Origin of the sequence: Halolactibacillus miurensis (assembly GCF_900116255.1) — a bacterium.
GTDB classification, from domain to species: Bacteria; Bacillota; Bacilli; order Bacillales; family Amphibacillaceae; genus Halolactibacillus; species Halolactibacillus miurensis.
In genome coordinates, this window is record NZ_FPAI01000033.1 from 1 (window position 1) to 23,766 (window position 23,766).

Genomic DNA, 23,766 nt, shown 5'->3' on the forward strand with positions numbered 1-23,766 from the left:
TGACATGTGTAGCTGACGAATACTAATCGATCGAGGACTTAACTAAAAGATTTGTTTGATGATTGTTTACTTCTTATCTAGTTTTCAAGGTATAATTTTTTCGTAAGAAAAAACTTATAAAAAAGTTAAATTTTTTATAAAAAAACACTTGATTTTATACTCAGAAATGAATATAATATTACTTGTCCTTGTAAAATGTATCACTTGGATAAAGCAAAAAAGATCTAGTGACAATAGCGAAGAGGTCACACCTGTTCCCATGCCGAACACAGTAGTTAAGCTCTTCAGCGCCGATGGTAGTTGGGCTTAAGCCCTGCGAGAGTAGGACGTCGCTAGGCATACTATCCATTCCACAGTAGCTCAGTGGTAGAGCAATCGGCTGTTAACCGATCGGTCGTAGGTTCGAATCCTACCTGTGGAGCCAAAATGGAGAGCTGTCCGAGTGGCCGAAGGAGCACGATTGGAAATCGTGTAGGCGGCGTTAAACCGTCTCGAGGGTTCAAATCCCTCGCTCTCCGCCAGATGACTTTTACTTATGGCCCGTTGGTCAAGCGGTTAAGACACCGCCCTTTCACGGCGGTAACACGGGTTCGAATCCCGTACGGGTCACCATTATATGTTGGAGGATTAGCTCAGCTGGGAGAGCACCTGCCTTACAAGCAGGGGGTCGCAGGTTCGAGCCCTGCATCCTCCACCATTTACAAACTTTATATCGTCGCGGGGTGGAGCAGTCTGGTAGCTCGTCGGGCTCATAACCCGAAGGTCATAGGTTCAAATCCTATCCCCGCAACCAAACAATTTAATATGGTCCGGTAGTTCAGTTGGTTAGAATGCCTGCCTGTCACGCAGGAGGTCGCGGGTTCGAGTCCCGTCCGGACCGCCACTTAATTTATTAAGTGCCCATAAATGGCTCGGTAGCTCAGTTGGTAGAGCAACGGATTGAAGCTCCGTGTGTCGGCGGTTCGACTCCGTCCCGAGCCACCATTTATTTGGAGGGATAGCGAAGTTGGCCAAACGCGGCGGACTGTAAATCCGCTCCCATCGGGTTCGTAGGTTCGAGTCCTACTCCCTCCACCATTTTTTCTTTTTAATACAAGTGAGATAATAATATAGGGGTATAGTTTAATGGTAGAACAGAGGTCTCCAAAACCTCCGGTGTGGGTTCAACTCCTACTACCCCTGCTCTTTCTAATTTTATATTGTGGCGGTCGTGGTGAAGTGGTTAACACATCGGATTGTGGTTCCGACATACGTGGGTTCGATCCCCACCGGTCGCCCCATTTTTGTTTATAAAGATTTAATTATATATTGTTGGGCTATAGCCAAGCGGTAAGGCAACGGTTTTTGGTTCCGTCATGCGTTGGTTCGAATCCAGCTAGCCCAGCCATTCTTGCGAAAGTAGTTCAGTGGTAGAACACCACCTTGCCAAGGTGGGGGTCGCGGGTTCGAATCCCGTCTTTCGCTCCATTTTTTTATTTAGAGAACGGCGGTATAGCCAAGTGGTAAGGCAGAGGTCTGCAAAACCTTCATCACCGGTTCAAATCCGGTTACCGCCTCCATAATATGCCGGTGTGGCGGAATTGGCAGACGCGCGGGACTCAAAATCCCGTTCTTTCACGAGAGTGTCGGTTCGACCCCGACCACCGGTACTTTTGAGTTAATTTAAGTTAATTTTAAAAAAAGATGATAGTCTAGGAATGTTGTTATATCAACGTTCCTAGACTTTTTTTATATTTTGAGTTTGTCGTAGAATATCATACGTTTTAAAATTCTATTACACATTTCTTACACAAGAAGTTCATCAAGAATCTTGATTGTATTATCTTCATCTTCCTTGCGCATTTCTTTTAAAATGTGTGCGTATGTTTTCCAAGTCGTTTCTAAATTCTTGTGTCCTAAACGTTCAGAAATGTAGTTGATTGATACCTTTTTATACAACAACACACTAGCATGTGTATGCCTTAAACCGTGTATAGTTAAGTCTTTAAGTTTCAACTCACTTAAAATAGATCTAAGCAGCTTATTTACGTTTGTATTAGTAATCACTTGATGCCTAGATTTTGGACTATAAAATACTAGGTTATTGATGTTTAACGTTGATTTTTTTACTAATGGTTTAAATAGATCCATCGTTGCCTTATTGATTTTTATTTTTCTAACTTCATGGTTCTTTGTAGGGGCAAAACGTGGATCATCAAACTTATAGTTCCAAGTCTTATCTACATTGATCACGTTATTCTTAAAATCAAAATCTTTACGAGTTAAACCAACGATTTCACTAAAACGCATACCCGTTACTAAAGCTAAAAAGATAATGTAGTAGCCTAGTCCTTGATCTAATCGGTCAAGGACTAATTTTTTTAACTTTTTACTTTCTTCATAGTTCAAATGTTTTTGATCAGGTCGTTTTGATTCAACTTTATAAGTTAACGTCACTTTACGAGTAAAGTCAAACGGTATAATCATATCTTCTACAGCATCTTTCACACATGATCTAATGTGACGATTTAACTTATCTACCGTTTCTTTAGCACGTTTTGAACCGTATTGATTGATAAATAACTGATAATCATTTCTTGTGATGTCCTGGATCGGTACGTTAGCAAAATAATCTTTAATCACGTTCAATGTGTCGTTATAGTGTGATTTTGTAGATTCGCTGATGTTCGTCTTATATAGCTTCACCCAATTATCAAAATACTGGTCAAATGGTTGCGGCTTTAAACTCTTAATGACTGACTTACTTAGATTTCCTTCAATTTGAGCCGCTGCAATTTGTGCTTCTTTCTTTGTTTTAAATCCGCCCTTTCTAATATTTTTAGGTTTTGCACTTACAGTGTATTGCCATGTATTGCCCCGTTTTTGAAAACTAGCCATAACAATACCACCTTTCATTTGAATTTCTCATAATACCATCTAGCCGATCACTTACAACTTGTTCCGATACGCAAAACGCTTGCGCCATTTTACTAATCACAAATGGATCATGTAAATCAAACAATTTAATCATGTGATAGGGAATAGCCGCATATCTTGTAAACCTTACTGCATCATATTCTTGTAGTTGTATAAATGCACTTGCTAGAAACAGTTGTGATCCATAATGACGTAAAATGTGACATAACTCATGAAAGTAATGTTCCCGCCTTAAATGTTCCGGCAAGCTAGCATCTACATTAATCATTCTAAAGCGTCCAGATTCAAATGCAAATGTTTTTTTAGTGGTATAAGTCAAGTTAATGCCAAAACCGTCTGAAATCGCCTGTAAATCAATCTGATAAGGTTCTAGTATACCTATTGATTTATAATAGTTCGATATTGCTAGTTCTGTTTCAAATGGTTTATAGTCCAATTTAATCACCTCATAACCATTATACGAACACTTGTTCTTTTTATCAAGAAAAAAATTACAACCTAAAAAGATTGTAATTCAAATTTACTTTATGTATTTTAGTCGTTTAGCTTCTTGATCACGCCATGTTAACAACTTATTTTGTACCCAAGTCTTATCATTTGTAGCGATTCTGTTGTCATCAGCTTCACGCATTGCGGCTAAAGATATATCTGACGTTGTAATAAGTCTTGCAAGCATACATTTGTGATTCTTTTTAGCGGTGTTCAATTCTCTAATTATTCTAACGTCTACTTGTTGTTTAGTGTACTTTTTGATTTGAACAGCTTCATGACCATTATCTTCTTTGTTCCAGATGATTAGATCAATACCACCGTCAGCACCTTCACCGGTTTCTTTAGGCTTTTGTCCTTTAGCTTCAAAATAATAAAAACAAAGTCTTTCAAATTCACGCCATGTTAGTTGATCAAATGGCAATGTCAAAATTTCTTTTTTACCTCTTAACTGATTATGCCCCTTTTTAGGTGCATTGTTTGTAGCTTTTTTATTTGTTGTTTTCTTAGTTGCTGCCTTATTGGTCGTTTTCTTTTTCGTTGTTTTACGTTTTGTCTTTTTAGTCGGGATCATTGCTTTTACTGATTCGCCAACAATAAATGATATAGCTAAAGCGCCAACAATAAAATACATGATGGGAATAAAGCTAAAAACATTACGTGCCATGATCAACAAAAGAAAAACAATTAATGCTATTGAGTAACCTAACTGATCCTTATCCTTTTTCGTCATTTCACTTCTCCCTTTGTCCTGATTTCCATTTTACATATTCAATGTGTTCTTTAATATCTTCAATTTCTTCAGGTGTTAGACCGTCCATATCGAAAAAGAACAGATTATCGTTTTCACTATCTTCTTTACCTAAAAGGTAATCAGTAGACACTTCAAGTACATTGGATAACTTTAATAGTTCTTGATCTTTAACAGGTCTTTCACCTGATTCAATACGATTCATAACTGAAACATTAATATCTATTCTTCTTGATAGTTCTCTTTGCGACCAACCCCGCTTTTCTCTTAACTTTATAATTCGTTCGCCAATATTCATTAAGATCACCTACTTTCTAATATAGCAATTATATTTTAACATTTTTCCGTTATGGAAAAATAATTATTTCTAAAATAACAATAAAAACTGTTGACATTTCTAAAATAGCAAGTTATATTTAATACATAAAGTTTCTAAAACAGAAATGCAGGGGGTTAAATAATGAAAGAACTAAATCTTGAATACATTAGATCAAGACGTAATCAATTAGGTTTAAGCCAACTGAAAATGGCTGAAACACTAGGTTTTAAAAACAGTTCAACATACTTAAAATACGAAAGGGGCATCTATTCATTTAAAGCGGAACAACTACCAATTTTAGCAAACATTCTAAATTGTGATATATCAGATTTTTTTATCATAAACATTGCTAAAATAGAAATTTAATTAAGGAGATGAAACAAATGCAAGAACTAGAAGTGAGTTTATCTATCCCTATACCCTCAAACATGGTCTTAATAAGCAGGATTGAATTAAAACAGTTAAAAGATAATGCTTTGGCAGGTGTCTATTGGACTATGAAAGATTTGGAACAACGCACTGGAAAGAAACAAACATGGTTAAAAGAGAACATTCTTTATCAACCAAGATTTAAAAAGCAGCTTGATCTTGAACACGGTGGCTTTGTCTACTATCCAAAGAATCAAGGCGAAAAGTGGACGTTTCACGCATCAAAAATGGCTGATTTCTTAGACAAAAACTTTTCAAAAATTCATCAAAAGGCGGTGTAACAATGGCTGAAAAATATGTAACGTTTACCGGTCAAGAAACTTATTTCACTAACAACGTTAATCAAGTTTCAAAATTAGAAAGAGTTCTAAGAGAACAAAAGATTGAGTATAGAACAATTCTTTATATCAACAACAAACCAGTCACTTATGACGTAGATCAAGGCTTTGTTCAAATGGATAAAGAAGAAGAAATGAAAATTATAAACCAAGCAATGAAAGGGGCTTTATGAAATGGCAAAGTACAGACAAGTCTACATTGATTTTTGGCAAGATGGTTTTATTCTAGATCTCACACCTGAAGAAAAATATTTTTACCTTTACTTAATGACAAACAGCAAAACAACCCAGTGCGGCATATACGAATTGCCGAAAAGAATTGTAGAAACTGAAACAGGTTACAACCGTGAAACAGTTAATAAATTGATTCAACGTTTTGTTGATTATGGAAAAATTGATTACAACGAAAGCACAAGAGAAATTCATGTGATAAATTGGGTCAAGTTTAATTGGAATCAATCAAAAAAGGTTTTGATGTTAATTGATAAAGAACTAAGAAATGTAAAACATGAATCATTCTTAAAAACTTTTTTTACTGTATGCATAGATAATGGATACAGTATAGATACCCTACCTATATACAATGAGTACCTTAATAAAAATGATTCGAATGAAGAAACCAAAAAAAACAGCAAAAAAGATGATGAACAAGTAAAACCTTGTAATGACGGGGATTCAATACCGTATCCATACCCTATTGATAGTCCATATATAGACCCGGGGGAAGAACTAAGAACTAAACAACAAGAACTAAGAACTAATAACCAAGAACCAATAACTAAACAACAAGAACAACAACAAGAAGTAAACGCACTTACAATATTTTGGGATAAAAACGGATTTGGTGAAGATAATCATTATGCTAAAAAATCGTTGTTGTCGTTTGAAAATAAATTTGATTTTGATGATTTTGATGAAATGGCATTTAAAGCAATGAACATAGCATGTGAAGCTAATAAAAGACACATTGCTTATTTGCTTGGCATCTTAAACAACTGGAACAAACAAGGCATCAAGAACTTACAACAGCTTGAAGAACAGGCAAGCAAACAAAGTTATAAGCAACAAGATAAAAAGCCGCATGATCCTAGCATGGATCAATACACAAAATTACTAGGGTAGGTGAATGTAATGCAATCAATGCAAGAATCTATTAAAAAACTTTGGAAAGAATATGGTGTTGTTGCTTTCGTTGAGAAAAAAACATGTGATGTGTGTGGTGATGAATACAGCATGTATGAGCGTACAGATCGTGAAGGGAACAAGCACCTTATGGGTATGTGTATGACATGTGAGAACAAAAAACTAAGAGCAAAGTTCCCAAAAACGAAAGAAGAACTAGATAATAATAAATTTAATATTTGGATAAGTCACCATGAAAACATTGAGAAAAGTATTCATGAATCTAGTTTTGAAAGCTATAAACCACAAACAGACAAGCAACGTGAAGCACTAAGGCTATGCAAGGGCTATGTGTCTAAGTTTAATAACTTTTCTAAGAAACATAGTCTTGTTTTTAAAGGCGATGTAGGGCTAGGCAAATCACACTTAGCCGCATCAATACTAAAAGAGTTACGAGAACAAGGCTACAAAGTCATGTTTTTAACAACAACTGATTTGATGAACATGATCAAATCAACGTTTAACTACAATAGCGCACAAACACAAGATGACATTATCAAGCGTTTAGAATCGTTAGACTTGCTTGTTCTTGATGATGTAGGCGCTGAATATGTGAAGCGTGATGCACAAGGTTTTGAAACATGGGCAAGTGAAGTCTTATTTCAAGTGATTAACTCACGTCAAGCACTGCCGACCGTATACACGACTAATTACAAGGCGGAAGATTTCAGTGCGAAATACGGAAAGCAAGGTAAACGCATCTTGTCACGAATGTTAAACAGTGCGGAAATAATCGAATTTGATGGCGTTGATCAACGCATAAATAACTTTTAGAAAAGGAGTGAAGAAGTGTTTATAAAACTAACTAATTACTTTAATCGTGAAAATACATTTATAAATATCCAACACATTGAAAGCATGTCCAGAGTAAAAAGTGATGATAAAACAGAGATTTCAACTTTAACTAGCAAAATTGATCGTTACTTTCTTGTCATCGAAACGCCGGAAGAAATAATAAAAATGATTGAGGAGATGGAGAAATGAAATTAAAAGACACTAAAATACTCATTCCACAAATACCAAAAGAATGGAATAAAAGATTACGTTCGGGACACACAAATATTTGGAATGAACACTCCTATAATAGTGAATTGCCAGAAGTAAGATTAGATCCACCAATGCGAGGTTTGTATGCTGAAAGGTTTGAAGATGGATGCTATTGAGTGTGACGGTGATCAACAAGATGTGTTTTATATCGCTCAAGCCATTGAACCAAAAATAGAAATAGATCCAATAAACATTATCGAAAAAATGCAAGATCAAGCTATACAAGAATATGACTATTATGCTTTTGATTATCTTAATAGAGTGTCAAGAGCAGATATAGCTGAATTGCATGACAGACTAAACAAAGAATTTAACGATTGGCAAGAAAAAAACGGTTACAAGCCTAATTTTTACGACATTAGAAGTGAAGAATCATTTTCAATCAATGACTATGACAGCGAAAAAAGAGAAATAACAAAACAACATAAACAAACAGATATTTATGATATGGGGTGTTGAAATGAGCGATTTAATAAACTTAAAAATACATGTAAGCAATTCGTATAGAAAGATATCGAAAGACTCTATATTTTGTATTGATGGCGAAAGCTATATTTTGAAGAAAATAATTAGCGTTATTTTGTTAGATAATTCGGTAGGTTATCCTGAAAGGATTGCTTTAGTCGAAGGCAAGTTCATAAAGCGGGAGGAAGTGCTGAAATGAAAAAGAGACTAAAGAAGAAAGTGATCAAGAAATTAGCTGATAAAAATAAACAGTATGAATTAACAGGATTAACATATAAACCAACAAAACTTGAAAATAGAATAGTTGAGAGCATTTTCAATAGTGAATTAAGAGAGTTTCATACTGAAGAACGTGATAGCAAATATCCATACGATAATAAATTTCACATAAGATTTTATGTGAAATTAAAAGAAATAGACAACATGTTCAAATCTGAAAATCTATTAGAACTAGCTAAAAAAATTTAAGAGGTGAAAGAATGACAATACCGGTATTAGTTTTTGAGAGTAAGCGAGAAAAAGGGCGTTATTTATCGAATGGCATAGATTGTGCTGATAGTGATCACATTGACGGTGATGTAACTGACTTAAAACTTGCGATGATGATATGGCGTATAGATCTTCAAGTACCGACAAAGAAAGATCTACAAGAAAACATAGATTTATCACGTGAATATAAAAAGCGAATGAGAGAATTATATGGCGATGAAGCTATTGTTAGTTTTGATATGGAATTGTGGTTAGAACTGTATGAGCCAGTCGTAAAACATTTAGACGTTGAAACATTTAATAATGCTAGGGAGTGGGATCAATGACAAGCGTTGTTGTATTTAAACCAAAAGAAATTAAAGACACGAGAACCGTTTTTGAGAAGTACCCGGAATTATGTGTGGCAGTTGGTTATCTACCGAATCAAGCGAATCAAGATGCTTTAAAAAAATCTAGCTAGGGGGCTAAACATGTTCATCGAATCTAGTAAAGCACGAGGAAATCACTATTGTTACGTCAAGAAGTATGTGCCAGTCCAACGTATGAAGTACCGTGAAACGTTGTACAGTTTAGGTAAAATTGAAGATGCATTGAAAGAGTTAGAACACTGGGAAAATGACTTAAATCATGTACCAAAAATTGTTTTGTCTGAAGGTATCACACACAACCAGATTAAAAAATGGCGTATGAAGTTAAACGAAAAGTTACATAAAATGGAAAGGGGCGCATCAGTTAATAAAAGTAAAATGATCATTTGAATGGTGCAGTATAGCAATATATTTATATATATTATTACATGCACTAAAAATATAAGCAGAACGGGGAAAATGGAGTAAACGAGCGCACGTTATTAAGTCGCTTTTTACTCTTTTTTTCGTTCATTTTGTTCAAAAGTTTTGAATGGTTATCACTAATATCTTGATAGTGGGGTAGGCTACACCTTTTATATTTTATCGAGTGGTAAAAAAACGAATTTTTAAGTTTTAAAAATGTTTTGGCATAAAATCTAAATGTTTTGGCATGTTTTGGCATAGTTTTTCTCAAAAAGGGGTGGTAAGGTTAAGTCAATCAATAATTAAAAACGGTTGGTGATCAAGTTGAACGAGGAAACAGAATTGCAGGAAACTGACGAAACAGGTCAAGAAACTGAAACAGAATTGACAGAAACAACAGATACACCAACTGAAACAACGACAGATGAACAAGTTGACGAACAGACTGACGAATCGACAGATCAAACAGATGAACCAGTTCAAACGACTGAAACAACAAGCGAACCGACAACAGACGAACCGCAAGTGGTCGTTCCAGTCGATACCAGAGAAATGACCGTGGTTGATTCTCAGGCGGGGACAATCAACGTGATCCATGAAGTAACGATTGGTGATTTGTTAGTGTCAACAGCGTTGTTTATTTTAATTATTTTTATGCTGATAGATCGAGTTGTTAGGAGGTAAAGCATGTATCAAGTATTAGACTTTACCGGTAAAGAAATTTTTCTAGCGTACGTAGTGATTATTTCAGCAAGTTTGGTTTTGTACCCACTCACAAATTTAGTCATTGGCTTACTTGAGGGGGTTGCTGAAAAATGGAGATAGGCGGCTTAATGGCAGAAGCCTTTAAAGTTTGGTTAGGCAATCCGGACATTTTAAGTATCTTACTTACTTTTACAGTATTTGTGTCGGTGCTTCTTACGTTAATAACAATCATACAAAAATAGTTAGGGGTGATCATGAGTGAATTTATCAGGCGTTTGGGATTGGACATTTTTCTGGGATACATTCGGTTTTACTTTACGTACAGTTTCAAACTTTTTAATGATCATTGTAGCTATTGTTGCGGTAGGTATGTTGTTAAACGTAGTAATTAAAGCAGTGAGAAATGGGCGATAAAAATGAAACTAGAGTTTTTCACTGATGCCAGACTTAATGAAATGTGGGGCTACATTAAAATGCTTCTTGAGATGGTAGCACCGGGCGTTATGATTACATTCGGTATTTTTGCGGTTGGGCTTCTAGTCAGTATTGTAGCAAAGTCATTTAGACAAGCATCAAAAGAACAAGATGATCATGATTATGATTATCAAGAATATTAATCGTTATTATTAGGCACACGCCTATAATATATAAATGTTTTAAAAATAAAGGAGAGTATAAGAAATGGAGGAAACAGGCATGTTTACAGGCGTAACTTTACCTTTCGAGGTGACTGAACTTTTAACGGCGGCTATGGATCTTTTAAAGATTGTATCACCATTAGTTCTACTCGGTATTGCATTCGTAGTTGTACCTAAATTCATCGGACTTATTAATAAGTCTATGACTAAAGGCGGCAGCAAGTAATTATTATCACATTATAAAAACGGGGTAGGTAGTGTAAATGCTACCCGCCCCGTTTTTTGTTTAAGAAGGTGATCGAGTGAAGAAAGTTGTTTTGATTGTTGTGTTGTTGTTGATGATTCCACTTTCAATCGTATCGGCTGCATCTGTTACGTTACCTTACTATGGTACAACAAGTGAATCAGAAAAGTTTATGTGGGCTGACCCGAATAAAGGAGATGATGAATTCACTTTTGTTGAATACACAAGTAACAGTAATAACGCTGAAATACTTATGTATGAAACGGTTAGTGGTTCAGCATCATTGATAGGTTCGCAATCTTTAAGTAATGGTGTTCATTCATTTAATTTTCCGGCAAACGTATCAGCAATAAAATTACGATCTAATGATGGCGGAGAGGTTTATCTCAATTACATGGAATCAAACAATCCAGTATCAACGCAAATCTATTTTGAAGAACCAACAACAAACCCAGACCCTGAGCCAGACCCTGGAGGTGGTTCTGGAGATTGTGGTTGTGTCGTTGATATACCGGGTTGGGATAACATGATGGGCAAACTTGATGAAATCAAAAATGCGATACAACCCGCCCCAGATTGGCAGCAAGTCGCAAATACGATGCGTGACACGATTGTACCGGCTTTTAGATCAGAGATGGAAGATATGTTAGGTACAGCACCAGAACCACAAAGCGCACCCGTGTTCAACAATCCATTACAAGGCGGCATAGATGAACCTAGGGGAAGTTTACCAAGTGATTTTGAAGAATCAGGCTTTACAGCAGGTGATTTAAAAGCAGATGCGGAAGAAATACAGTTCCAAGAAGATGCGTCAGGTGGATTTGAACTACTTGATCCAGTTGGATCACTACCAACGCAAGAAGAATTTAAACAGAACATACCAAGTGAACAAGACTTGCAAGCGCCAGAAGTTCCAGATGTATCAGGTACAGCGCCAGAACCACCCGTACAAGAGAACATTGCACCAGAACCACCAGACGTAACTGGAACCGCACCAAGCCCAATCGTGGAAGATAACATTGCGCCTAGTCCTAGTGAGGGTGAAAATGTAGCACCAACGCCAGGTTATACAACCGGTACAGCGCCTTTACCTGGTGATGATTCAGGAACCGCACCAGTTCCAAGCGATGATTTAACAACAGCGCCTTTACCAAGTGACGATCTAACAGGTGCGCCAATACCTAATACAGAATAGAAAAGGGTGAGAAAGTGAAAAAGAAAGTCGTTGTTTTAATACTAGCGTTGTTTATGTTGATGCCGGTTTCCGGGGTGTTTGCTGAAGAATTTGACTATCAACATGGTTTGTTAGATTCTTTGTACATTAAAGATATAACACTAAAAGAAACAGCCTATGATAATGATTTAAATACTAATGTTATTGGTAGTGATTTGGGTTATGTTGAATTTGAAGTTCCAATGATAATAAATGCTATTTTTACAGAAACTTCAGGTATGTTTCCGTATTTCGATACTTATTTTTTAGACGAAAATGGAAATGAACTATTACAATTTAATGAACGTGATGGAGACGGCTATCAAACAGTAAGTATTGATAATGTTAAAAAAATTATTTTAAGAAAGAACGCTGGAACAACATATTATGAAACTGATTTTTTTGGCGAGCCAATGGAAGAAGTAAAGCTACCAATAAAAGATGTTACAAATCTAGCCTATGAAAAAAAATACAATGAAATAAATCTTAATTGGCAAAATCCAGCGCAAGAACATTTTAGTCACGTTTTAATTAGTTTTAACGAACAAACATATGAAACAACTGAACAATCATATAGATTTGAAAATCTAGAATCGAACAAAGAATATGATGTGTTTATTCAGTCCGTTGATAATCAAGGCTTAAAATCTGATGGTATAAGTTTAACAGCTAAAACTGATAATGTTCCTTCATCTTTTTTAGGAGATATAAAAGAAATTAATGCTGACGCATCACACGATAGAGTAGATCTATCATGGTCGTTACCTGAAACGGAATACTTTGAACATGTCAATATCTATCGTAAAAGTGTGAGTGATGTTCAAACATTTAGCTTATTATCAGTTGATGCATATGATCCACTATTTGAAACAAACGGAACATACTTTAATGATTTAACCGTTGAAGAACAAACAACGTATGATTACAAGCTAACAACTGAATTTCAAGGCTTAGAAAGTGAAGGCGTGACCGTTCAAGCGACAACTTTAGTAGCACCGCCACCAGAGTTAGGCGGTCAAGAGTTTGAAGAACAAGAAAACGGTGATTATCTAGTTTCTTGGCAACAGCCAGAAGCAGGGCAAGTGAGGATTTTAGTTGACGGAAAAGAATATGTAGTTGTGCCTGCTAGTGATAAACAGTTTACTATTCCTGCCGCTGATATGAAATACGGACCTTTAGGCAACCCTTTAGTAAGTATTCAGACGATTGGTGACAACGGAGAAGAATCTGAAATCGTTGATAGTGGTTCAAATATTGATTTACCTTTTGGTGTTGGTGAGTTGATAGAAACTAGTGCCGGACTAATGAAAGTTATCGGAAGTTTAATTCTATTAGGTCTATCGTTTATCTTAGTACCTAAATTCGTGAAGATGATTAAACAATCATTAAGCAGTAGAAAAAACGAAAGGGAACGAATAGAACGAGAACAACGAGTGTCAGAACGTGCTTATAGAGAACCAAGAGAATCACGAATAAGCACAAGAGAAGGGCGAACGTCAACACGAGTTCCAAGAGAGTTTAGAAAGGGTGAATGATAATGAATACAGATTTATTAAGTCAGATCATTCAAGTTGTATTTGAGGGGCATTTAAAATATATTGCCCCTTTCCTCTTTCTTTTGATGATCACGTTATTTAGTCAAAAGCTGATTGATCTAATGATGGGCATCTTTAGTAAAAGGAAGTTTTATTAATGGGTATCTTAGGTGATGCTTTTAGAAAATTATTTGATTTATTTTGGAGATTCGGAGAATGGTTGATAGGTGGCATTGCTTCACTCTTTCAATTCTTGATTGATCTACTAGTTAATTTTTTTACACTCATATTTGATGTGATACGTGCTTTACTCTATATCGTTTATATGATTGGGGTACTAGCAGTCAAACTGTTTGAAGTATTGTTTGAGATTGGTTCATTACTTGTGTCTTTAATCGTTGGATTTGGACGAACGTTAGGTAGTCTAGCATATACGCCAACAGGAAGTGGCGGACATGGTTACAGTGACACAATCAGCAAGCTATTCCATGCATTAGAACCAATGCAACTTGATGTAATTGCTTATATTCTAGCGTTTGCGTTATGGGTTATTACAGCAGTAACAGCGATTAAATTAATTTCAAGTATACGAGTAGGGGGCGAATGATTTGAACGTGTATGAAGTATTAAAAAAGTTTATTGATACGATCTTACAGCCGCCAATTTCATTTCTTGATCTTGCTATTGAAAGATTACAAGGTGTACAACTAGTAACAGCGCAAGGATTGAATATAGGTCAATATTTTAAAGTGTTTGGTGATCTACCTAGCGAATGGCAGATGGTTGTCACCTCTCTTTTAGCATCGACCGTGCTACTGGGTACACTCTTAATGGTTAGATCAATCATGAGATTATACTTTTCTGTTAAGGACGGGGTTAAATGGTGGTAAAAAAATTGAAAGGAATGATGTTAAATGTTTGATGCATTTGTATATATGTTTTTTCTAGGGAGTGGAACAGCTTTAGGCGTGGCGACAATCGGGTTTTTATCCTGGTTCTTAGTAAAGAAAATTAATCAACCAAAGATAAAGAAAAACAAGAATAGAAAAGGTGGTAAAGTAAATGGCATTATTTAAACGCAAACAAGAAGAGGAAGATTACAGCATTGAAACAACGGATCTATTAATTGTATTTGATAACGATAACCGTACAAGCGATATAAAACAGATTGATTATATTGATGATGATGCAGTAACAGTAGAAGGCGCTTATAAAGTGCCAATTAAAGATTGTGAAATATCAGTGGGCAAAGAAGGACGTAACTTCTTTTACCGAGCACCGCAACAATCAATTAATGAAGTTGAACGTTTAGCACGTCTAGAACAAAATATTGTACTAAGTCAGATTACAAGTTATCGGGAACCAGAAATGCCGAATGCTACCGATTTAACTAAGATAATTTTGATGGGATTGATTGCACTAGCGTTTATTGCAATGATCTTCATTGCCTAGTGATTTTATGCAAAAACACATGTTGTCAGAAGCGATTTTAAGCAAGTTAAATGTTGATAGATGGGGGATTGATGGTTAAATGCAAAATAATAATGGTATGAATAACGTTGATAATGCGAATAAATTACAAAGTGCGATTAGTGATGATTTATTTCCGCAAGTACAACATATTTCAGATGTAAAACAAGTCATTGAAGAAATGACAACAAAATCACAAGCACTAAGAGAACCGCAAGTAAAAGCAATATTGTACTTAAAGCGATTAGGCGAAAACAAATATTTATATCCTGACAAAAATCCATATAAGGAAATCACTGATTACATTACTAAGCAAGGTAAAACAGATGTTGCTGATCCTGATTACTACTTAGATACGATAGAAGCACTAATTCCTAAGCCGCCTAAACCAATCGTGATGGCACCGGGTGATGCGAAAGGTGGTAAGAAGTAATGGCGCACCATATTTTTATACAGGGTGCGCTTGGATCAGGTAAAACGTTTATGATGTCATTATTGGCGCACTACTGGAAAGAGAAAACTCAAGCGAATGGCGGACATGTTGAACTATTTAGTAACTATGAATTAAAAGACAGTAAGCCTATGCGTGATTATGAAACATGGTATGACGTGGCGCAAGCGCAAGGATCTATTGTTTGTTGGGACGAGTCACAAATGGCGTTTAGTAATCGTAAATGGTCAAAATATGGTGCAGGTGTCGCAACGGAAGTTTTAATGTTTACACGTAAAATGCACTCGGTGCAAATCTATTGTTCACCGTCTATCAATAATATTGATAGTCGTATACGTCAGATTGTAGAAATACTTATCACCGTTAGAAAAATCGGTGACAAGGGTTTTGAATTACATTTTAGAGATTTTCAGACGGGCGAATTTATGCATAAGCAGTTCCTTCCGATGTGGAAAGCGAAAAGGGTCTTTAGATTAAACTTGTACGACACTTTTAATATGGTTCAAGGATTCCCTTTACCGCAAACAGAGCGGGAAGGTACAGAGTTCTTTGCCACGTTAGACGAGATCCATAACAATGCGAGGGGTAAACGTAAAAATGGACGTAAACAAAGTATCAGTAGTTAAACAAAACTACAACGAAAAAGACCCACGTAAACTAGCGTACTTGTACCCGTCAATTAATATCGTTGTTTATGCTAAAAAAGTACAAGAGTTTTGTTTTTATCAGTCGTTAGATGTTGCCGAGGATCTAGCGAACCGACAAGGATATTTATTATTGCCTTACAGTTGTATGCATTGGACTAGGGCGAAAAACTATGCTGATGATCGTAAAGTTAAGATAGGACGTAAATCATTTTTTATGATGAAGCCTAACGAGTTGACGAAAAACGAGATAAACAAGCTACATGATTATATATGGGAGGTTGTAGGACATGAACCAAGCTTTAGTAAACAAAGTTAGTCAAGACACTGATAAGATTTTAAGTTTTTGTCAGCTTTTAAAAGTTGCTTTACAAGATAAGTTTATCAAGCACGATCTAACAGATAGCGAGTTTGCGCACATGATTAATCTTTTAACGGTGATTAATCACCGTGCGACTGAAGTTAATTTTGAAGTAAAAGACTATATACGTGACTACAATCGTAAAATGCATATCTATCAGCCGGAACAGATTCAAAAGATTATTGATAAGAAGGTGTAAACATGTTTGAAATTATCGTAACAAAAGGTGAAGCAGCATCTTTAATGCTTGCTATGGCACAATCACGACAAAACGTAAAAAAAGCATTTAAAAAGACAAGAAAAAACGACTTGCAAACGTACGATAGCATTAAAAATCATTTAGAAGCCAATACAGAAGATTTAGAAAGCCTGAATGATTTAACACGCACAAGACTATTAATGACACGTGACGAGCTTATTTTAACGTCAGATTTTATAGATTGGTATGTTTCAGGCGCAAAAGAAGTTATAAAAGAAGCATTTAACAAAGTCGATGATAAAAGCCAAGAACAATTTGACAACATGACGAAAATAAAAAATAAAGTTGGTGAGTTGCTTGCTAAATAAAATCACTTTGCTAGTGATCACTGTTTTATTGATGGCAGGTTATCCAGTGAAGGCTGATAACCTGCAACAGTTAGAAAAGTACCAAAACGAATTAGAAAATGCACAAGAACAGCTATTAATCTATCAAAACAACGACTTAAACGAACAAATGAAACAAGAGATGATTAAGTTAAACAAGCGAGTATCTGAATTAAAGGGATATGTTAAAGCTTACGAGATGACACAAACAAATATCTTTATCAAACAACAACTAGTGAAGCTAGATCCTAACGCAAAACTTTATTTTCCGGCATCTACAACACGCATCACGTCCTATTTTGATAACAACCGTAAGCACCCAATTACAGGTGAGAATAAGGCACACATAGGCATTGATATTGCCATGCCAGGCAATCAATATATCTTTGCTGCCGAAAAAGGTAAGGTGATTGACGTTTATAAAGAGTATGACGGTAAAATGAATGGTTACGGTGATGCAATTATGTTGGAACACAAGATAGACTTAGACGGTGACGGACAAAAGGAAGTAGTGACAACGTTTTACGCTCACTTAATGCCAGAAACAACACAAGTAAAAGTTGGTGATGTTGTTGATCGTGGTCAGTTGATTGCACAAATGGGTAATAGCGGAATAAGTACAGGACAGCATTTACATTTTGAAGTTCATATTGGTAAATGGTCAAAACAAAATGCAGTAGATCCAATGCTATTTATAAATTAGGGGGTGAAAGGTATGAGTATAAACAAGATTAGATCATTACTTTACAAAACAGCAAAGTTTCTAGGTGATGTGAATGCGGTGAGAAAAGGGAAGATCAAGCAACGCATCAAAAATAGAATCGTTGGTAAGTACGCAAGTAAACGCATGTTTAGATAATAGGGCGATGATGATCGTCCTTTTCTTTTAACTTAAACGGTGTCATATCTTTCAAGTTATGACACTATTTAATCAAGCAACTAGAATCAGTGTTTGACTTGTGTCATAACTTAGGTTCATAATTAGGAGGTAAATAACAATGAAATATGGTTATGCTAGAGTATCAACTTTACAACAAGATTTAAACATACAAATTAAAGCGCTTAATAAAGAAGGTTGTGATAAGATTTATCAAGATAAATTTACGGGAACAAAAAAGAATCGTCCTACTTTTAAAAAACTACTTTATGATCTAAATCCAGGTGATACGCTAATTGTGACTAAACTTGATAGATTCGCGCGTTCAACAGTAGATGGGATTAAAACGATTCGAGAACTGTTTGATAAAGGTGTCAAAGTTCACGTTTTGAACATGGGGTTGGTTGAGGACACCCCAACAGGACGTTTAATCTTTAATATTATGAGTTCGTTCGCTGAATTTGAACGTGATATGATTGTGGAGAGAACGCAAGAAGGAAAAATACTAGCCAGGGGAAAAGAAGGATTTAGAGAAGGGAGACCAAAGAAATATAGTAAGAAACAAATTGATCATGCACTAGAATTGAAATGCAAATATTCATACAAGCAAGTAGAAGAATTAACTGGAATAAGTAAAAGTACATTAATTCGAAATAAAAATAAGACTTAAGAGGTGACATGAATTGATAAATAAAAAGCAAAAATTTTAATCGATACTCAAAATGGATTAGAATATTATTAAAAGGATGATTTCAATGTTTTAAGAGAGCTTTTTCACGCTAATTATCAGATACATAGTAATGATAAAACATACATTTAAAATCATTTGATGAATTAGTTATTAGGATTGAACATTTTAGGTTTGATTCGCCAGAGAGCGAAGGTGGTGAAAAAATAAATATAAGGAAATTATTAGTTTTAGAGAAGGGTATAAACATTTATCAAAATCACCTGACAAATACTTAATGGTGACGAACTTTTCCGGATATAGAAATCGATTCTTCTGTGAAAAACATTGTTTTTATGCTAATATGATTATCAGAAGACGGATTTTTCCGGCGAGGGAGGATAAATGATGAAAATTGAAGATGTTATTATATTAGCAGAGAATCACTTTCAAGAAAAAGAAAATCAATTTAGAAAAACTCTCTTAAAAATAGCGGAGAGTGAAAAGAAAGCAGGGAAAAAAAATAATCATTTAATGTTATTAAATATACTAAATAAATACCCCGAAGAAAAAAGATACCAAGCATCTACAGGCTTAAAAATGTTTGACAATAATAAGAAAAAAAATGAATCTAGTATTATAAAATCCAAACTATATGATGTTATATACCCATCGGGTATCGATACAGACAAGCTTGTTTTATCATCGGAAGTTCAAAAAAAAGTTGACTCATTGATTAATGAGTACTCTAATAAAGAAAAGTTTGAAAAAAGAGGTATCATTATTGAAAATAGACTTTTGCTTTGTGGACCTCCGGGTTGCGGGAAAACTACTATCGCCTATCATATTGCCAAAAAAATGAATTTACCCATTGTCTACGTTAGACTTGACTCATTGATTTCCTCTATGTTAGGTCAAACTTCGTCTAATTTAAGAGCAATATTTGAAGAATTGAATGACAAAAATGTTATTATATTTCTTGATGAATTTGATTCTATTGCTAAGAAAAGAGATGATAGTAATGAATTGGGAGAACTGAAAAGGGTGGTTAATTCATTACTGCAAAATATTGATAAAATGCCTACGAATAATTTCTTAATATCAGCTTCTAATCATGAAAAATTATTAGACTCTGCTATTTGGCGGAGATTTAATAGTGTTTTATACCTGGATAAACCAGACTCAAATCTAAGAGAAGTGTATATCAGAAACTTGTTGTTTGAACACAAATTTCACATGGATAAAATCAGCGTAGAAAAGGCTAGCCGTTATTGCAGTAATTTTAGTTTCTCAGAAATTCAAGAAGTTTGTATGAAGACTATGAAAAAATCTATATTAAATAACAGTTCGGATATCCTGTTAGAAGACTTTTCACAATCGATCATTGAAGTGGTTCTTATGTATAATTTTTCTAAAGAGAAAATTAATTATGAAAAAATAATACGACTTAGAGAGAATGGGCTAACTTTAACTAATATCTCTGAATTGTTAGGAATTCCTCGCAGCACATTGGCAGATAAATTGAAAGGAGGTAGGTGAAGATTATGAGTAACGATAAAAAAGGAAAAAAACATTTTACAATCCCAGATAATGAAGTGAAACGAGAGGAAAATAAGCGGAAATTTATTCCTGAATTGGTTGAAATTGATTTTAAAGAACATGGAATGAAAATTAGTGAGGGGATTTCATCAATAAAAGAAAGAAACAACTTTGAACACAATATATTATCAAATGATATATTGTTTTTTCAAGTTCAGCTTCCAGTTAATAAAATCATTGATTCACGAGGCGACTATGAAAGGGTTTTTGCTGAAAATAAGATAAGTATTAATGCTATTAGGGATCCATATAAAGCTATCGTCTCAATGAAAAAGGGCGATATGGAGAAGTTAGAAGCGAGTGCATTAGAATATAAAGAAGGTACAGCTCCTAAAAGTTCTTTTTGGCAGTATATTGATGAAATATCTCCAATAAACAATTATGATAAGAAGAGCAAAAAACTACATCATTTTCAACAAAGTGAGGTGGATAATGATGTAATTGATGCACAAATAACTATTGTCCCTAAACTGGACAATGAACAATATGCAAAAATATTGCCCCATCTAATTAATTTAGTGAAGAGGTTTAATGGGAATATAGAAAGTGACGGAATCTACTATCTTGCAGATCATACGCCTGTAATACATGCGTATTTACCTTCCAGTGCAATAAATGAACTAATAGAACAAGATGTTATATTAGATATAGATATCACTCATAACTATAATGGTAGCCATCAGATTACTGAAAACGGACTCGACGTAAAAAAAATTGACTTTTATGACGAGAATCTAGATGACCTCCCAATCATCTGTGTTCTTGATGATGGGATTTCTTTCCCCGATAATATTGCGGCTTCTGTTGTTGGTAGATGGGTTGCACCGGATATTAATTACAATACTTCTGCCCATGGTACAAAAGTGGCTAGTAGAATTATATTTGGAGACAATTTGGCTGATCAAATAAACAATAAAATACTTGTACCTAAGGCTAGAGTTATCGATGCAGTAATATCAGATGGAAATAACGTTACAGAGACGAAAATAATTCACAGGATTAGGAAAGCCGTCCAGGATATCAAACATGTTACTACAACATTTTGTCTAGCTTTTAATGATAACACTTCCTCCGTTTTTGGTGAAAAAACAGTCAGTAAATTAGCTTTTGAATTAGATGTTCTATCCTATAAAGAGGGGGTTAATTTCGTTGTTTCAATGGGTAATCATAAATTGTGGAAGGATTTAGATGATATTAATGATATTTATAACCATGACGATGCACGTGTGGCCTCACCAGCTGAAAGTTTCTATTCTTTATCTATAGGATCAATCACGAAAGATCAACACCCAGACAGTATATCTAATATTAATGCTCTTTCTCCTTTCAGTAGAATTGGATATGGATTTGCAAATTCGTATAAACCAGATTTAGTGTACCCTGGAGGAAATGTATGTAAACGAAATAAGAGATGTTTTATTCCAAAAACCTCTGATATGCTCGTCATTAATTCAAATGGTTTTATTACATTAGACTTTGGTACAAGTTTTTCAACCCCTTTAGCAGCATTTGACTTAAGTTCCTTACAATATTCTGTTATTGAATATTTAAATAGTATCGGAGATACGGAAGATTCAGATAGAAAAGCTGCATTTATATCAAGAGGTTTACTGAGCCACCATGCCATCTCGATAGATACTATGTCAAAAGAAACAACTGAAGACTATAACAAGATATATGGTTGTGGTTATGGAAATTTAGAGAATGCAAAGGAATCATTCTTGTCTAAGCCAACATATATTAGGTATGGAAAAATGAACCGAAAAACAAAAGAAAAAGTTGGTTTCCTAATTCCTTCTGTGCTATCTGATAAAAGAAAAAGTGGCGAAAAATTAGCAAGGCTTACAGTAACGTGTTTGTCTATCTCACCAGTAGATATAAGTAAGGGTAGTGAATATTTACGAGCCTATATTGATACCTCATTGCATATGCTAAATACAAATTCGAAATTAGTCACTAAGAATCCTTCACAAAAAAATGGCAGAAAGAAATGGAGCAATTTACATCACTTTTCACAAGATTTTACCGTTTTTGATTCCGGGGATTGGGAGTTATGGTTAAACCTATATACAAAGCCGGAAATTCTAGACGAAGATGAAATAGAATATATATTAATAATTACAATAGAGAGTTTGTATGAAGAAGAACAATTAGATCTTTACGGAGAAATTGAAGCTAGCAATAGATTCAATGTACTACAAGAAATTTCTATAAATATGGATGTAACTGAGGAGAATTAATGATGAACAAATTTGAAATAATAATGCCTATAAAAAAAGATGAATCACCACCAGAAAAAGTGTACGGTGGATCGAGCGGATTTGCAACCGCTTTAGAAGGTGCAAAAATCAACTTTGATGAAATTACAAGCTTCGTAGACAGTATAGGAGAATATGAACTCGATAATATCGAATTAAACTTGGAAGCTGCAATTGAAACTAACGGAATCACAAAGCTTATGGTGGGTGCTTCTGGAACTGCAGGGGTAAAATTAACTATTAAAAGAAAAAACTAATTATATAATTCTTTTACTTTATTCTTTATTATGAAAATATTAATGGATTTTTGATTCTTTATTTTTGCACACGTAGTATTCCAACAATCTTTATGTGATGTTTAACTTGGTGAATAGAGTTAATAGAATGAAAAACTTAGCCATCTTTAAAACAGTGTAAGGATTTAACGTTAATTATAATTTATATGTCAGCAACGTTTTTTAGAAAATTTAGATATATTCCGGAATATTGTTTTAATATTTTATTGGTTATATGAAAATTAATCGGTAATAAATTTCAAAACATTTTTCTGTTTCGGTAATAAAAGGGATATCGTTGATTGATGGTGTCTTAGTGCAATTTTCAGTTGTTCTAAAACATGATTGTGATTTCAAAAACATATAAAGGTGTGTAATATTTAATTTTAGAAATGGTTAATAGTTATTTTTAGTTGAATTACACATTATTTTCTCAAGAGAGTACAAGAACGTTGATTTAAGTTGTGTGAGGTCCCTCCTGGGAATCAAAATAACTAAGTTATAGGGCGGTTAGTATTAGAGGGGATATATTTATCTATATAAAAGCATCTGCAATAGCAGATGCTTTTATTACACATTTCTTACACAACAACTTACAAGAATATTGATATAATAGCCTATAAGGGAACAAGAGTACCCCGACCACCGGTACTTTAGCGTTATTTTAAGTTAATTTAAAAAATATCAAAACCCTTAGAAATGTTGTTATATCAACGTTCCTAAGGGTTTTTAATTTTATAGTATTGTCATAGAGGTTCTTTGTCAAATGGTGTTGGTGAGAAATTTTAACCACGAATATGCCACACTGATTACATACGAAGTTCATCAAGAACTTTTATTAAAATTATCTCTTAATATACTTGTTGAGGTTCATCAATCAATGAAATCACCTCTTCAAAGTTCAAAACAACTTTTTCATTAGTTCATAATGACCACCACACAAAGTTATTTTGGTTGTATAATATTTGGTGTTGGTAAAGGGATTTTAAGTGAGACAGAGATTGCTCACTAAAATAACTCACTAGCACCTTTTTTCTGCCTAAATG

40 protein-coding genes, 14 tRNA genes and 1 rRNA gene are annotated in these 23,766 nt (G+C 34.6%); 51 read left to right on the forward strand and 4 right to left on the reverse strand.

The window, feature by feature from the left end; genetic code table 11:
• Positions 1–223 precede the first annotated feature (223 nt).
• The 15 genes from rrf to BM390_RS13755 all read left to right on the forward strand — a co-directional run bounded on the left by rrf (position 224) and on the right by BM390_RS13755 (position 1,649).
• A 5S ribosomal RNA gene (gene rrf / locus BM390_RS13685) occupies positions 224–338 on the forward strand.
• 11 nt (positions 339–349) lie between these two features.
• Positions 350–424 (forward strand) — tRNA-Asn (locus BM390_RS13690).
• Between the two features lie 4 nt (positions 425–428).
• Positions 429–521, forward strand: a tRNA-Ser gene (locus BM390_RS13695).
• A gap of 16 nt (positions 522–537) precedes the next feature.
• Positions 538–612, forward strand: a tRNA-Glu gene (locus BM390_RS13700).
• A 9-nt stretch (positions 613–621) separates the two neighbouring features.
• A tRNA-Val gene (locus BM390_RS13705) sits at positions 622–697 on the forward strand.
• 19 nt (positions 698–716) lie between these two features.
• Positions 717–793 (forward strand) — tRNA-Met (locus BM390_RS13710).
• 13 nt (positions 794–806) lie between these two features.
• Positions 807–883 (forward strand) — tRNA-Asp (locus BM390_RS13715).
• Positions 884–908: 25 nt separating this feature from the next.
• A tRNA-Phe gene (locus tag BM390_RS13720) sits at positions 909–984 on the forward strand.
• Positions 985–991: 7 nt separating this feature from the next.
• Positions 992–1,077: transfer RNA gene (locus BM390_RS13725), tRNA-Tyr, on the forward strand.
• A 34-nt stretch (positions 1,078–1,111) separates the two neighbouring features.
• Positions 1,112–1,182 (forward strand) — tRNA-Trp (locus BM390_RS13730).
• Positions 1,183–1,204: 22 nt separating this feature from the next.
• Positions 1,205–1,280 (forward strand) — tRNA-His (locus BM390_RS13735).
• A gap of 32 nt (positions 1,281–1,312) precedes the next feature.
• Positions 1,313–1,387, forward strand: a tRNA-Gln gene (locus BM390_RS13740).
• 5 nt (positions 1,388–1,392) lie between these two features.
• Positions 1,393–1,467, forward strand: a tRNA-Gly gene (locus BM390_RS13745).
• A gap of 18 nt (positions 1,468–1,485) precedes the next feature.
• A tRNA-Cys gene (locus BM390_RS13750) sits at positions 1,486–1,559 on the forward strand.
• A 6-nt stretch (positions 1,560–1,565) separates the two neighbouring features.
• A tRNA-Leu gene (locus tag BM390_RS13755) sits at positions 1,566–1,649 on the forward strand.
• Positions 1,650–1,785: 136 nt separating this feature from the next.
• Here the strand turns inward: BM390_RS13755 and BM390_RS13760 are convergent.
• The 4 genes from BM390_RS13760 to BM390_RS13775 form a co-directional block, all read right to left on the reverse strand.
• Entirely contained in the window at positions 1,786–2,877 is a 1,092-nt protein-coding gene (locus BM390_RS13760; protein WP_062323248.1) for a site-specific integrase, read from the reverse strand.
• On the reverse strand, positions 2,870–3,352 hold the full coding sequence (locus BM390_RS13765; protein ID WP_062323250.1) for an ImmA/IrrE family metallo-endopeptidase: 483 nt from the start codon (positions 3,350–3,352) through the stop codon (positions 2,870–2,872). The genes BM390_RS13760 and BM390_RS13765 overlap by 8 nt, the downstream gene beginning before the upstream one ends.
• Before the next feature lie 84 nt (positions 3,353–3,436).
• Positions 3,437–4,138, reverse strand: coding sequence for a restriction endonuclease (locus tag BM390_RS13770; protein ID WP_089855478.1), 702 nt, complete (start codon positions 4,136–4,138; stop codon positions 3,437–3,439).
• Between the two features lies 1 nt (position 4,139).
• Positions 4,140–4,454, reverse strand: coding sequence for a helix-turn-helix domain-containing protein (locus BM390_RS13775; protein WP_062323257.1), 315 nt, complete (start codon positions 4,452–4,454; stop codon positions 4,140–4,142).
• A gap of 162 nt (positions 4,455–4,616) precedes the next feature.
• On the opposite strand from BM390_RS13775, the gene BM390_RS13780 reads away from it, so the two are divergent.
• The 36 genes from BM390_RS13780 to BM390_RS13930 all read left to right on the forward strand — a co-directional run bounded on the left by BM390_RS13780 (position 4,617) and on the right by BM390_RS13930 (position 22,702).
• Positions 4,617–4,841 (forward strand): helix-turn-helix domain-containing protein, encoded by a 225-nt coding sequence (locus tag BM390_RS13780; RefSeq protein WP_062323259.1) that lies wholly within the window; start codon positions 4,617–4,619, stop codon positions 4,839–4,841.
• Between the two features lie 17 nt (positions 4,842–4,858).
• Positions 4,859–5,185 carry a DUF771 domain-containing protein gene (locus BM390_RS13785; protein WP_062323261.1) on the forward strand — a complete coding sequence of 109 codons (327 nt, stop codon included), beginning with the start codon at positions 4,859–4,861 and terminating at the stop codon, positions 5,183–5,185.
• Between the two features lie 2 nt (positions 5,186–5,187).
• Entirely contained in the window at positions 5,188–5,415 is a 228-nt protein-coding gene (locus BM390_RS13790; protein WP_062323263.1) for a hypothetical protein, read from the forward strand.
• Between the two features lies 1 nt (position 5,416).
• Positions 5,417–6,364: a DnaD domain protein gene (locus BM390_RS13795; protein ID WP_062323265.1), complete on the forward strand. Its 948-nt coding sequence runs from the start codon at positions 5,417–5,419 to the stop codon at positions 6,362–6,364.
• Positions 6,365–6,373: 9 nt separating this feature from the next.
• Complete coding sequence (locus BM390_RS13800) at positions 6,374–7,198, forward strand: ATP-binding protein (protein WP_062323267.1); 825 nt, start codon at positions 6,374–6,376, stop codon at positions 7,196–7,198.
• Between the two features lie 15 nt (positions 7,199–7,213).
• Positions 7,214–7,408, forward strand: coding sequence for a hypothetical protein (locus tag BM390_RS13805; RefSeq protein WP_062323269.1), 195 nt, complete (start codon positions 7,214–7,216; stop codon positions 7,406–7,408).
• Positions 7,405–7,587: a hypothetical protein gene (locus BM390_RS13810; protein ID WP_062323272.1), complete on the forward strand. Its 183-nt coding sequence runs from the start codon at positions 7,405–7,407 to the stop codon at positions 7,585–7,587. The genes BM390_RS13805 and BM390_RS13810 overlap by 4 nt, the downstream gene beginning before the upstream one ends.
• Positions 7,574–7,930: a hypothetical protein gene (locus BM390_RS13815; protein WP_062323274.1), complete on the forward strand. Its 357-nt coding sequence runs from the start codon at positions 7,574–7,576 to the stop codon at positions 7,928–7,930. Before BM390_RS13810 ends, BM390_RS13815 begins: the two co-directional genes overlap by 14 nt.
• A 201-nt stretch (positions 7,931–8,131) precedes the next feature.
• Complete coding sequence (locus BM390_RS13825) at positions 8,132–8,404, forward strand: hypothetical protein (RefSeq protein ID WP_062323279.1); 273 nt, start codon at positions 8,132–8,134, stop codon at positions 8,402–8,404.
• Positions 8,405–8,415: 11 nt separating this feature from the next.
• Positions 8,416–8,751: a hypothetical protein gene (locus BM390_RS13830; RefSeq protein ID WP_089855481.1), complete on the forward strand. Its 336-nt coding sequence runs from the start codon at positions 8,416–8,418 to the stop codon at positions 8,749–8,751.
• Positions 8,748–8,885 (forward strand): hypothetical protein, encoded by a 138-nt coding sequence (locus tag BM390_RS15575; RefSeq protein ID WP_156321424.1) that lies wholly within the window; start codon positions 8,748–8,750, stop codon positions 8,883–8,885. The genes BM390_RS13830 and BM390_RS15575 overlap by 4 nt, the downstream gene beginning before the upstream one ends.
• 10 nt (positions 8,886–8,895) lie before the next feature.
• On the forward strand, positions 8,896–9,183 hold the full coding sequence (locus tag BM390_RS13835; RefSeq protein WP_062323283.1) for a hypothetical protein: 288 nt from the start codon (positions 8,896–8,898) through the stop codon (positions 9,181–9,183).
• 357 nt (positions 9,184–9,540) lie between these two features.
• On the forward strand, positions 9,541–9,882 hold the full coding sequence (locus BM390_RS13840) for a hypothetical protein (protein ID WP_062323285.1): 342 nt from the start codon (positions 9,541–9,543) through the stop codon (positions 9,880–9,882).
• A gap of 3 nt (positions 9,883–9,885) precedes the next feature.
• Entirely contained in the window at positions 9,886–10,023 is a 138-nt protein-coding gene (locus tag BM390_RS15580) for a hypothetical protein (RefSeq protein ID WP_156321425.1), read from the forward strand.
• Complete coding sequence (locus tag BM390_RS15775; protein ID WP_256212450.1) at positions 10,014–10,145, forward strand: hypothetical protein; 132 nt, start codon at positions 10,014–10,016, stop codon at positions 10,143–10,145. The genes BM390_RS15580 and BM390_RS15775 overlap by 10 nt, the downstream gene beginning before the upstream one ends.
• A 16-nt stretch (positions 10,146–10,161) precedes the next feature.
• Positions 10,162–10,317, forward strand: a complete 156-nt coding sequence (locus tag BM390_RS13845) for a hypothetical protein (RefSeq protein ID WP_062323286.1) — start codon at positions 10,162–10,164, stop codon at positions 10,315–10,317.
• 2 nt (positions 10,318–10,319) lie between these two features.
• The gene (locus BM390_RS13850; protein ID WP_062323288.1) at positions 10,320–10,520 is read left to right on the forward strand and encodes a hypothetical protein; all 201 of its coding nucleotides are present in this window, start codon (positions 10,320–10,322) and stop codon (positions 10,518–10,520) included.
• A gap of 64 nt (positions 10,521–10,584) precedes the next feature.
• Positions 10,585–10,767 (forward strand): hypothetical protein, encoded by a 183-nt coding sequence (locus tag BM390_RS13855; RefSeq protein WP_062323290.1) that lies wholly within the window; start codon positions 10,585–10,587, stop codon positions 10,765–10,767.
• A 76-nt stretch (positions 10,768–10,843) separates the two neighbouring features.
• Positions 10,844–11,980: a hypothetical protein gene (locus BM390_RS13860; protein ID WP_089855484.1), complete on the forward strand. Its 1,137-nt coding sequence runs from the start codon at positions 10,844–10,846 to the stop codon at positions 11,978–11,980.
• 14 nt (positions 11,981–11,994) lie between these two features.
• A complete protein-coding gene (locus BM390_RS13865; protein WP_062323296.1) occupies positions 11,995–13,533 on the forward strand; it encodes a fibronectin type III domain-containing protein in 1,539 nt (512 codons plus the stop codon).
• Positions 13,534–13,535: 2 nt separating this feature from the next.
• Positions 13,536–13,691, forward strand: coding sequence for a hypothetical protein (locus BM390_RS15585; RefSeq protein WP_177220733.1), 156 nt, complete (start codon positions 13,536–13,538; stop codon positions 13,689–13,691).
• Positions 13,691–14,140, forward strand: a complete 450-nt coding sequence (locus tag BM390_RS13870; RefSeq protein ID WP_062323298.1) for a hypothetical protein — start codon at positions 13,691–13,693, stop codon at positions 14,138–14,140. Before BM390_RS15585 ends, BM390_RS13870 begins: the two co-directional genes overlap by 1 nt.
• 7 nt (positions 14,141–14,147) lie before the next feature.
• A complete protein-coding gene (locus tag BM390_RS13875; protein WP_307725282.1) occupies positions 14,148–14,423 on the forward strand; it encodes a hypothetical protein in 276 nt (91 codons plus the stop codon).
• Between the two features lie 24 nt (positions 14,424–14,447).
• Positions 14,448–14,609 carry a hypothetical protein gene (locus BM390_RS15590; protein WP_177220734.1) on the forward strand — a complete coding sequence of 54 codons (162 nt, stop codon included), beginning with the start codon at positions 14,448–14,450 and terminating at the stop codon, positions 14,607–14,609.
• Complete coding sequence (locus BM390_RS13880) at positions 14,596–14,985, forward strand: hypothetical protein (protein WP_062323300.1); 390 nt, start codon at positions 14,596–14,598, stop codon at positions 14,983–14,985. The genes BM390_RS15590 and BM390_RS13880 overlap by 14 nt, the downstream gene beginning before the upstream one ends.
• A 97-nt stretch (positions 14,986–15,082) precedes the next feature.
• Positions 15,083–15,436 carry a hypothetical protein gene (locus BM390_RS13885; RefSeq protein ID WP_062323314.1) on the forward strand — a complete coding sequence of 118 codons (354 nt, stop codon included), beginning with the start codon at positions 15,083–15,085 and terminating at the stop codon, positions 15,434–15,436.
• Positions 15,436–16,080, forward strand: coding sequence for a zonular occludens toxin domain-containing protein (locus tag BM390_RS13890; RefSeq protein WP_062323302.1), 645 nt, complete (start codon positions 15,436–15,438; stop codon positions 16,078–16,080). Before BM390_RS13885 ends, BM390_RS13890 begins: the two co-directional genes overlap by 1 nt.
• Positions 16,052–16,417 carry a hypothetical protein gene (locus BM390_RS13895; protein WP_062323304.1) on the forward strand — a complete coding sequence of 122 codons (366 nt, stop codon included), beginning with the start codon at positions 16,052–16,054 and terminating at the stop codon, positions 16,415–16,417. Before BM390_RS13890 ends, BM390_RS13895 begins: the two co-directional genes overlap by 29 nt.
• Entirely contained in the window at positions 16,389–16,658 is a 270-nt protein-coding gene (locus tag BM390_RS13900) for a hypothetical protein (RefSeq protein WP_062323306.1), read from the forward strand. The genes BM390_RS13895 and BM390_RS13900 overlap by 29 nt, the downstream gene beginning before the upstream one ends.
• A 2-nt stretch (positions 16,659–16,660) precedes the next feature.
• Positions 16,661–17,026 carry a hypothetical protein gene (locus BM390_RS13905; protein ID WP_062323308.1) on the forward strand — a complete coding sequence of 122 codons (366 nt, stop codon included), beginning with the start codon at positions 16,661–16,663 and terminating at the stop codon, positions 17,024–17,026.
• A gap of 46 nt (positions 17,027–17,072) precedes the next feature.
• Positions 17,073–17,747 carry a M23 family metallopeptidase gene (locus tag BM390_RS13910; protein ID WP_177220735.1) on the forward strand — a complete coding sequence of 225 codons (675 nt, stop codon included), beginning with the start codon at positions 17,073–17,075 and terminating at the stop codon, positions 17,745–17,747.
• A gap of 12 nt (positions 17,748–17,759) precedes the next feature.
• Entirely contained in the window at positions 17,760–17,903 is a 144-nt protein-coding gene (locus tag BM390_RS15595; protein ID WP_177220736.1) for a hypothetical protein, read from the forward strand.
• A 139-nt stretch (positions 17,904–18,042) separates the two neighbouring features.
• A complete protein-coding gene (locus tag BM390_RS13915) occupies positions 18,043–18,591 on the forward strand; it encodes a recombinase family protein (RefSeq protein WP_062323312.1) in 549 nt (182 codons plus the stop codon).
• A 405-nt stretch (positions 18,592–18,996) separates the two neighbouring features.
• Positions 18,997–20,127 carry an AAA family ATPase gene (locus tag BM390_RS13920; protein WP_089855489.1) on the forward strand — a complete coding sequence of 377 codons (1,131 nt, stop codon included), beginning with the start codon at positions 18,997–18,999 and terminating at the stop codon, positions 20,125–20,127.
• Between the two features lie 5 nt (positions 20,128–20,132).
• On the forward strand, positions 20,133–22,427 hold the full coding sequence (locus BM390_RS13925) for a S8 family serine peptidase (RefSeq protein WP_089855492.1): 2,295 nt from the start codon (positions 20,133–20,135) through the stop codon (positions 22,425–22,427).
• Positions 22,428–22,429: 2 nt separating this feature from the next.
• Positions 22,430–22,702 (forward strand): hypothetical protein, encoded by a 273-nt coding sequence (locus tag BM390_RS13930; protein WP_089855495.1) that lies wholly within the window; start codon positions 22,430–22,432, stop codon positions 22,700–22,702.
• Positions 22,703–23,766: the final 1,064 nt, after the last annotated feature.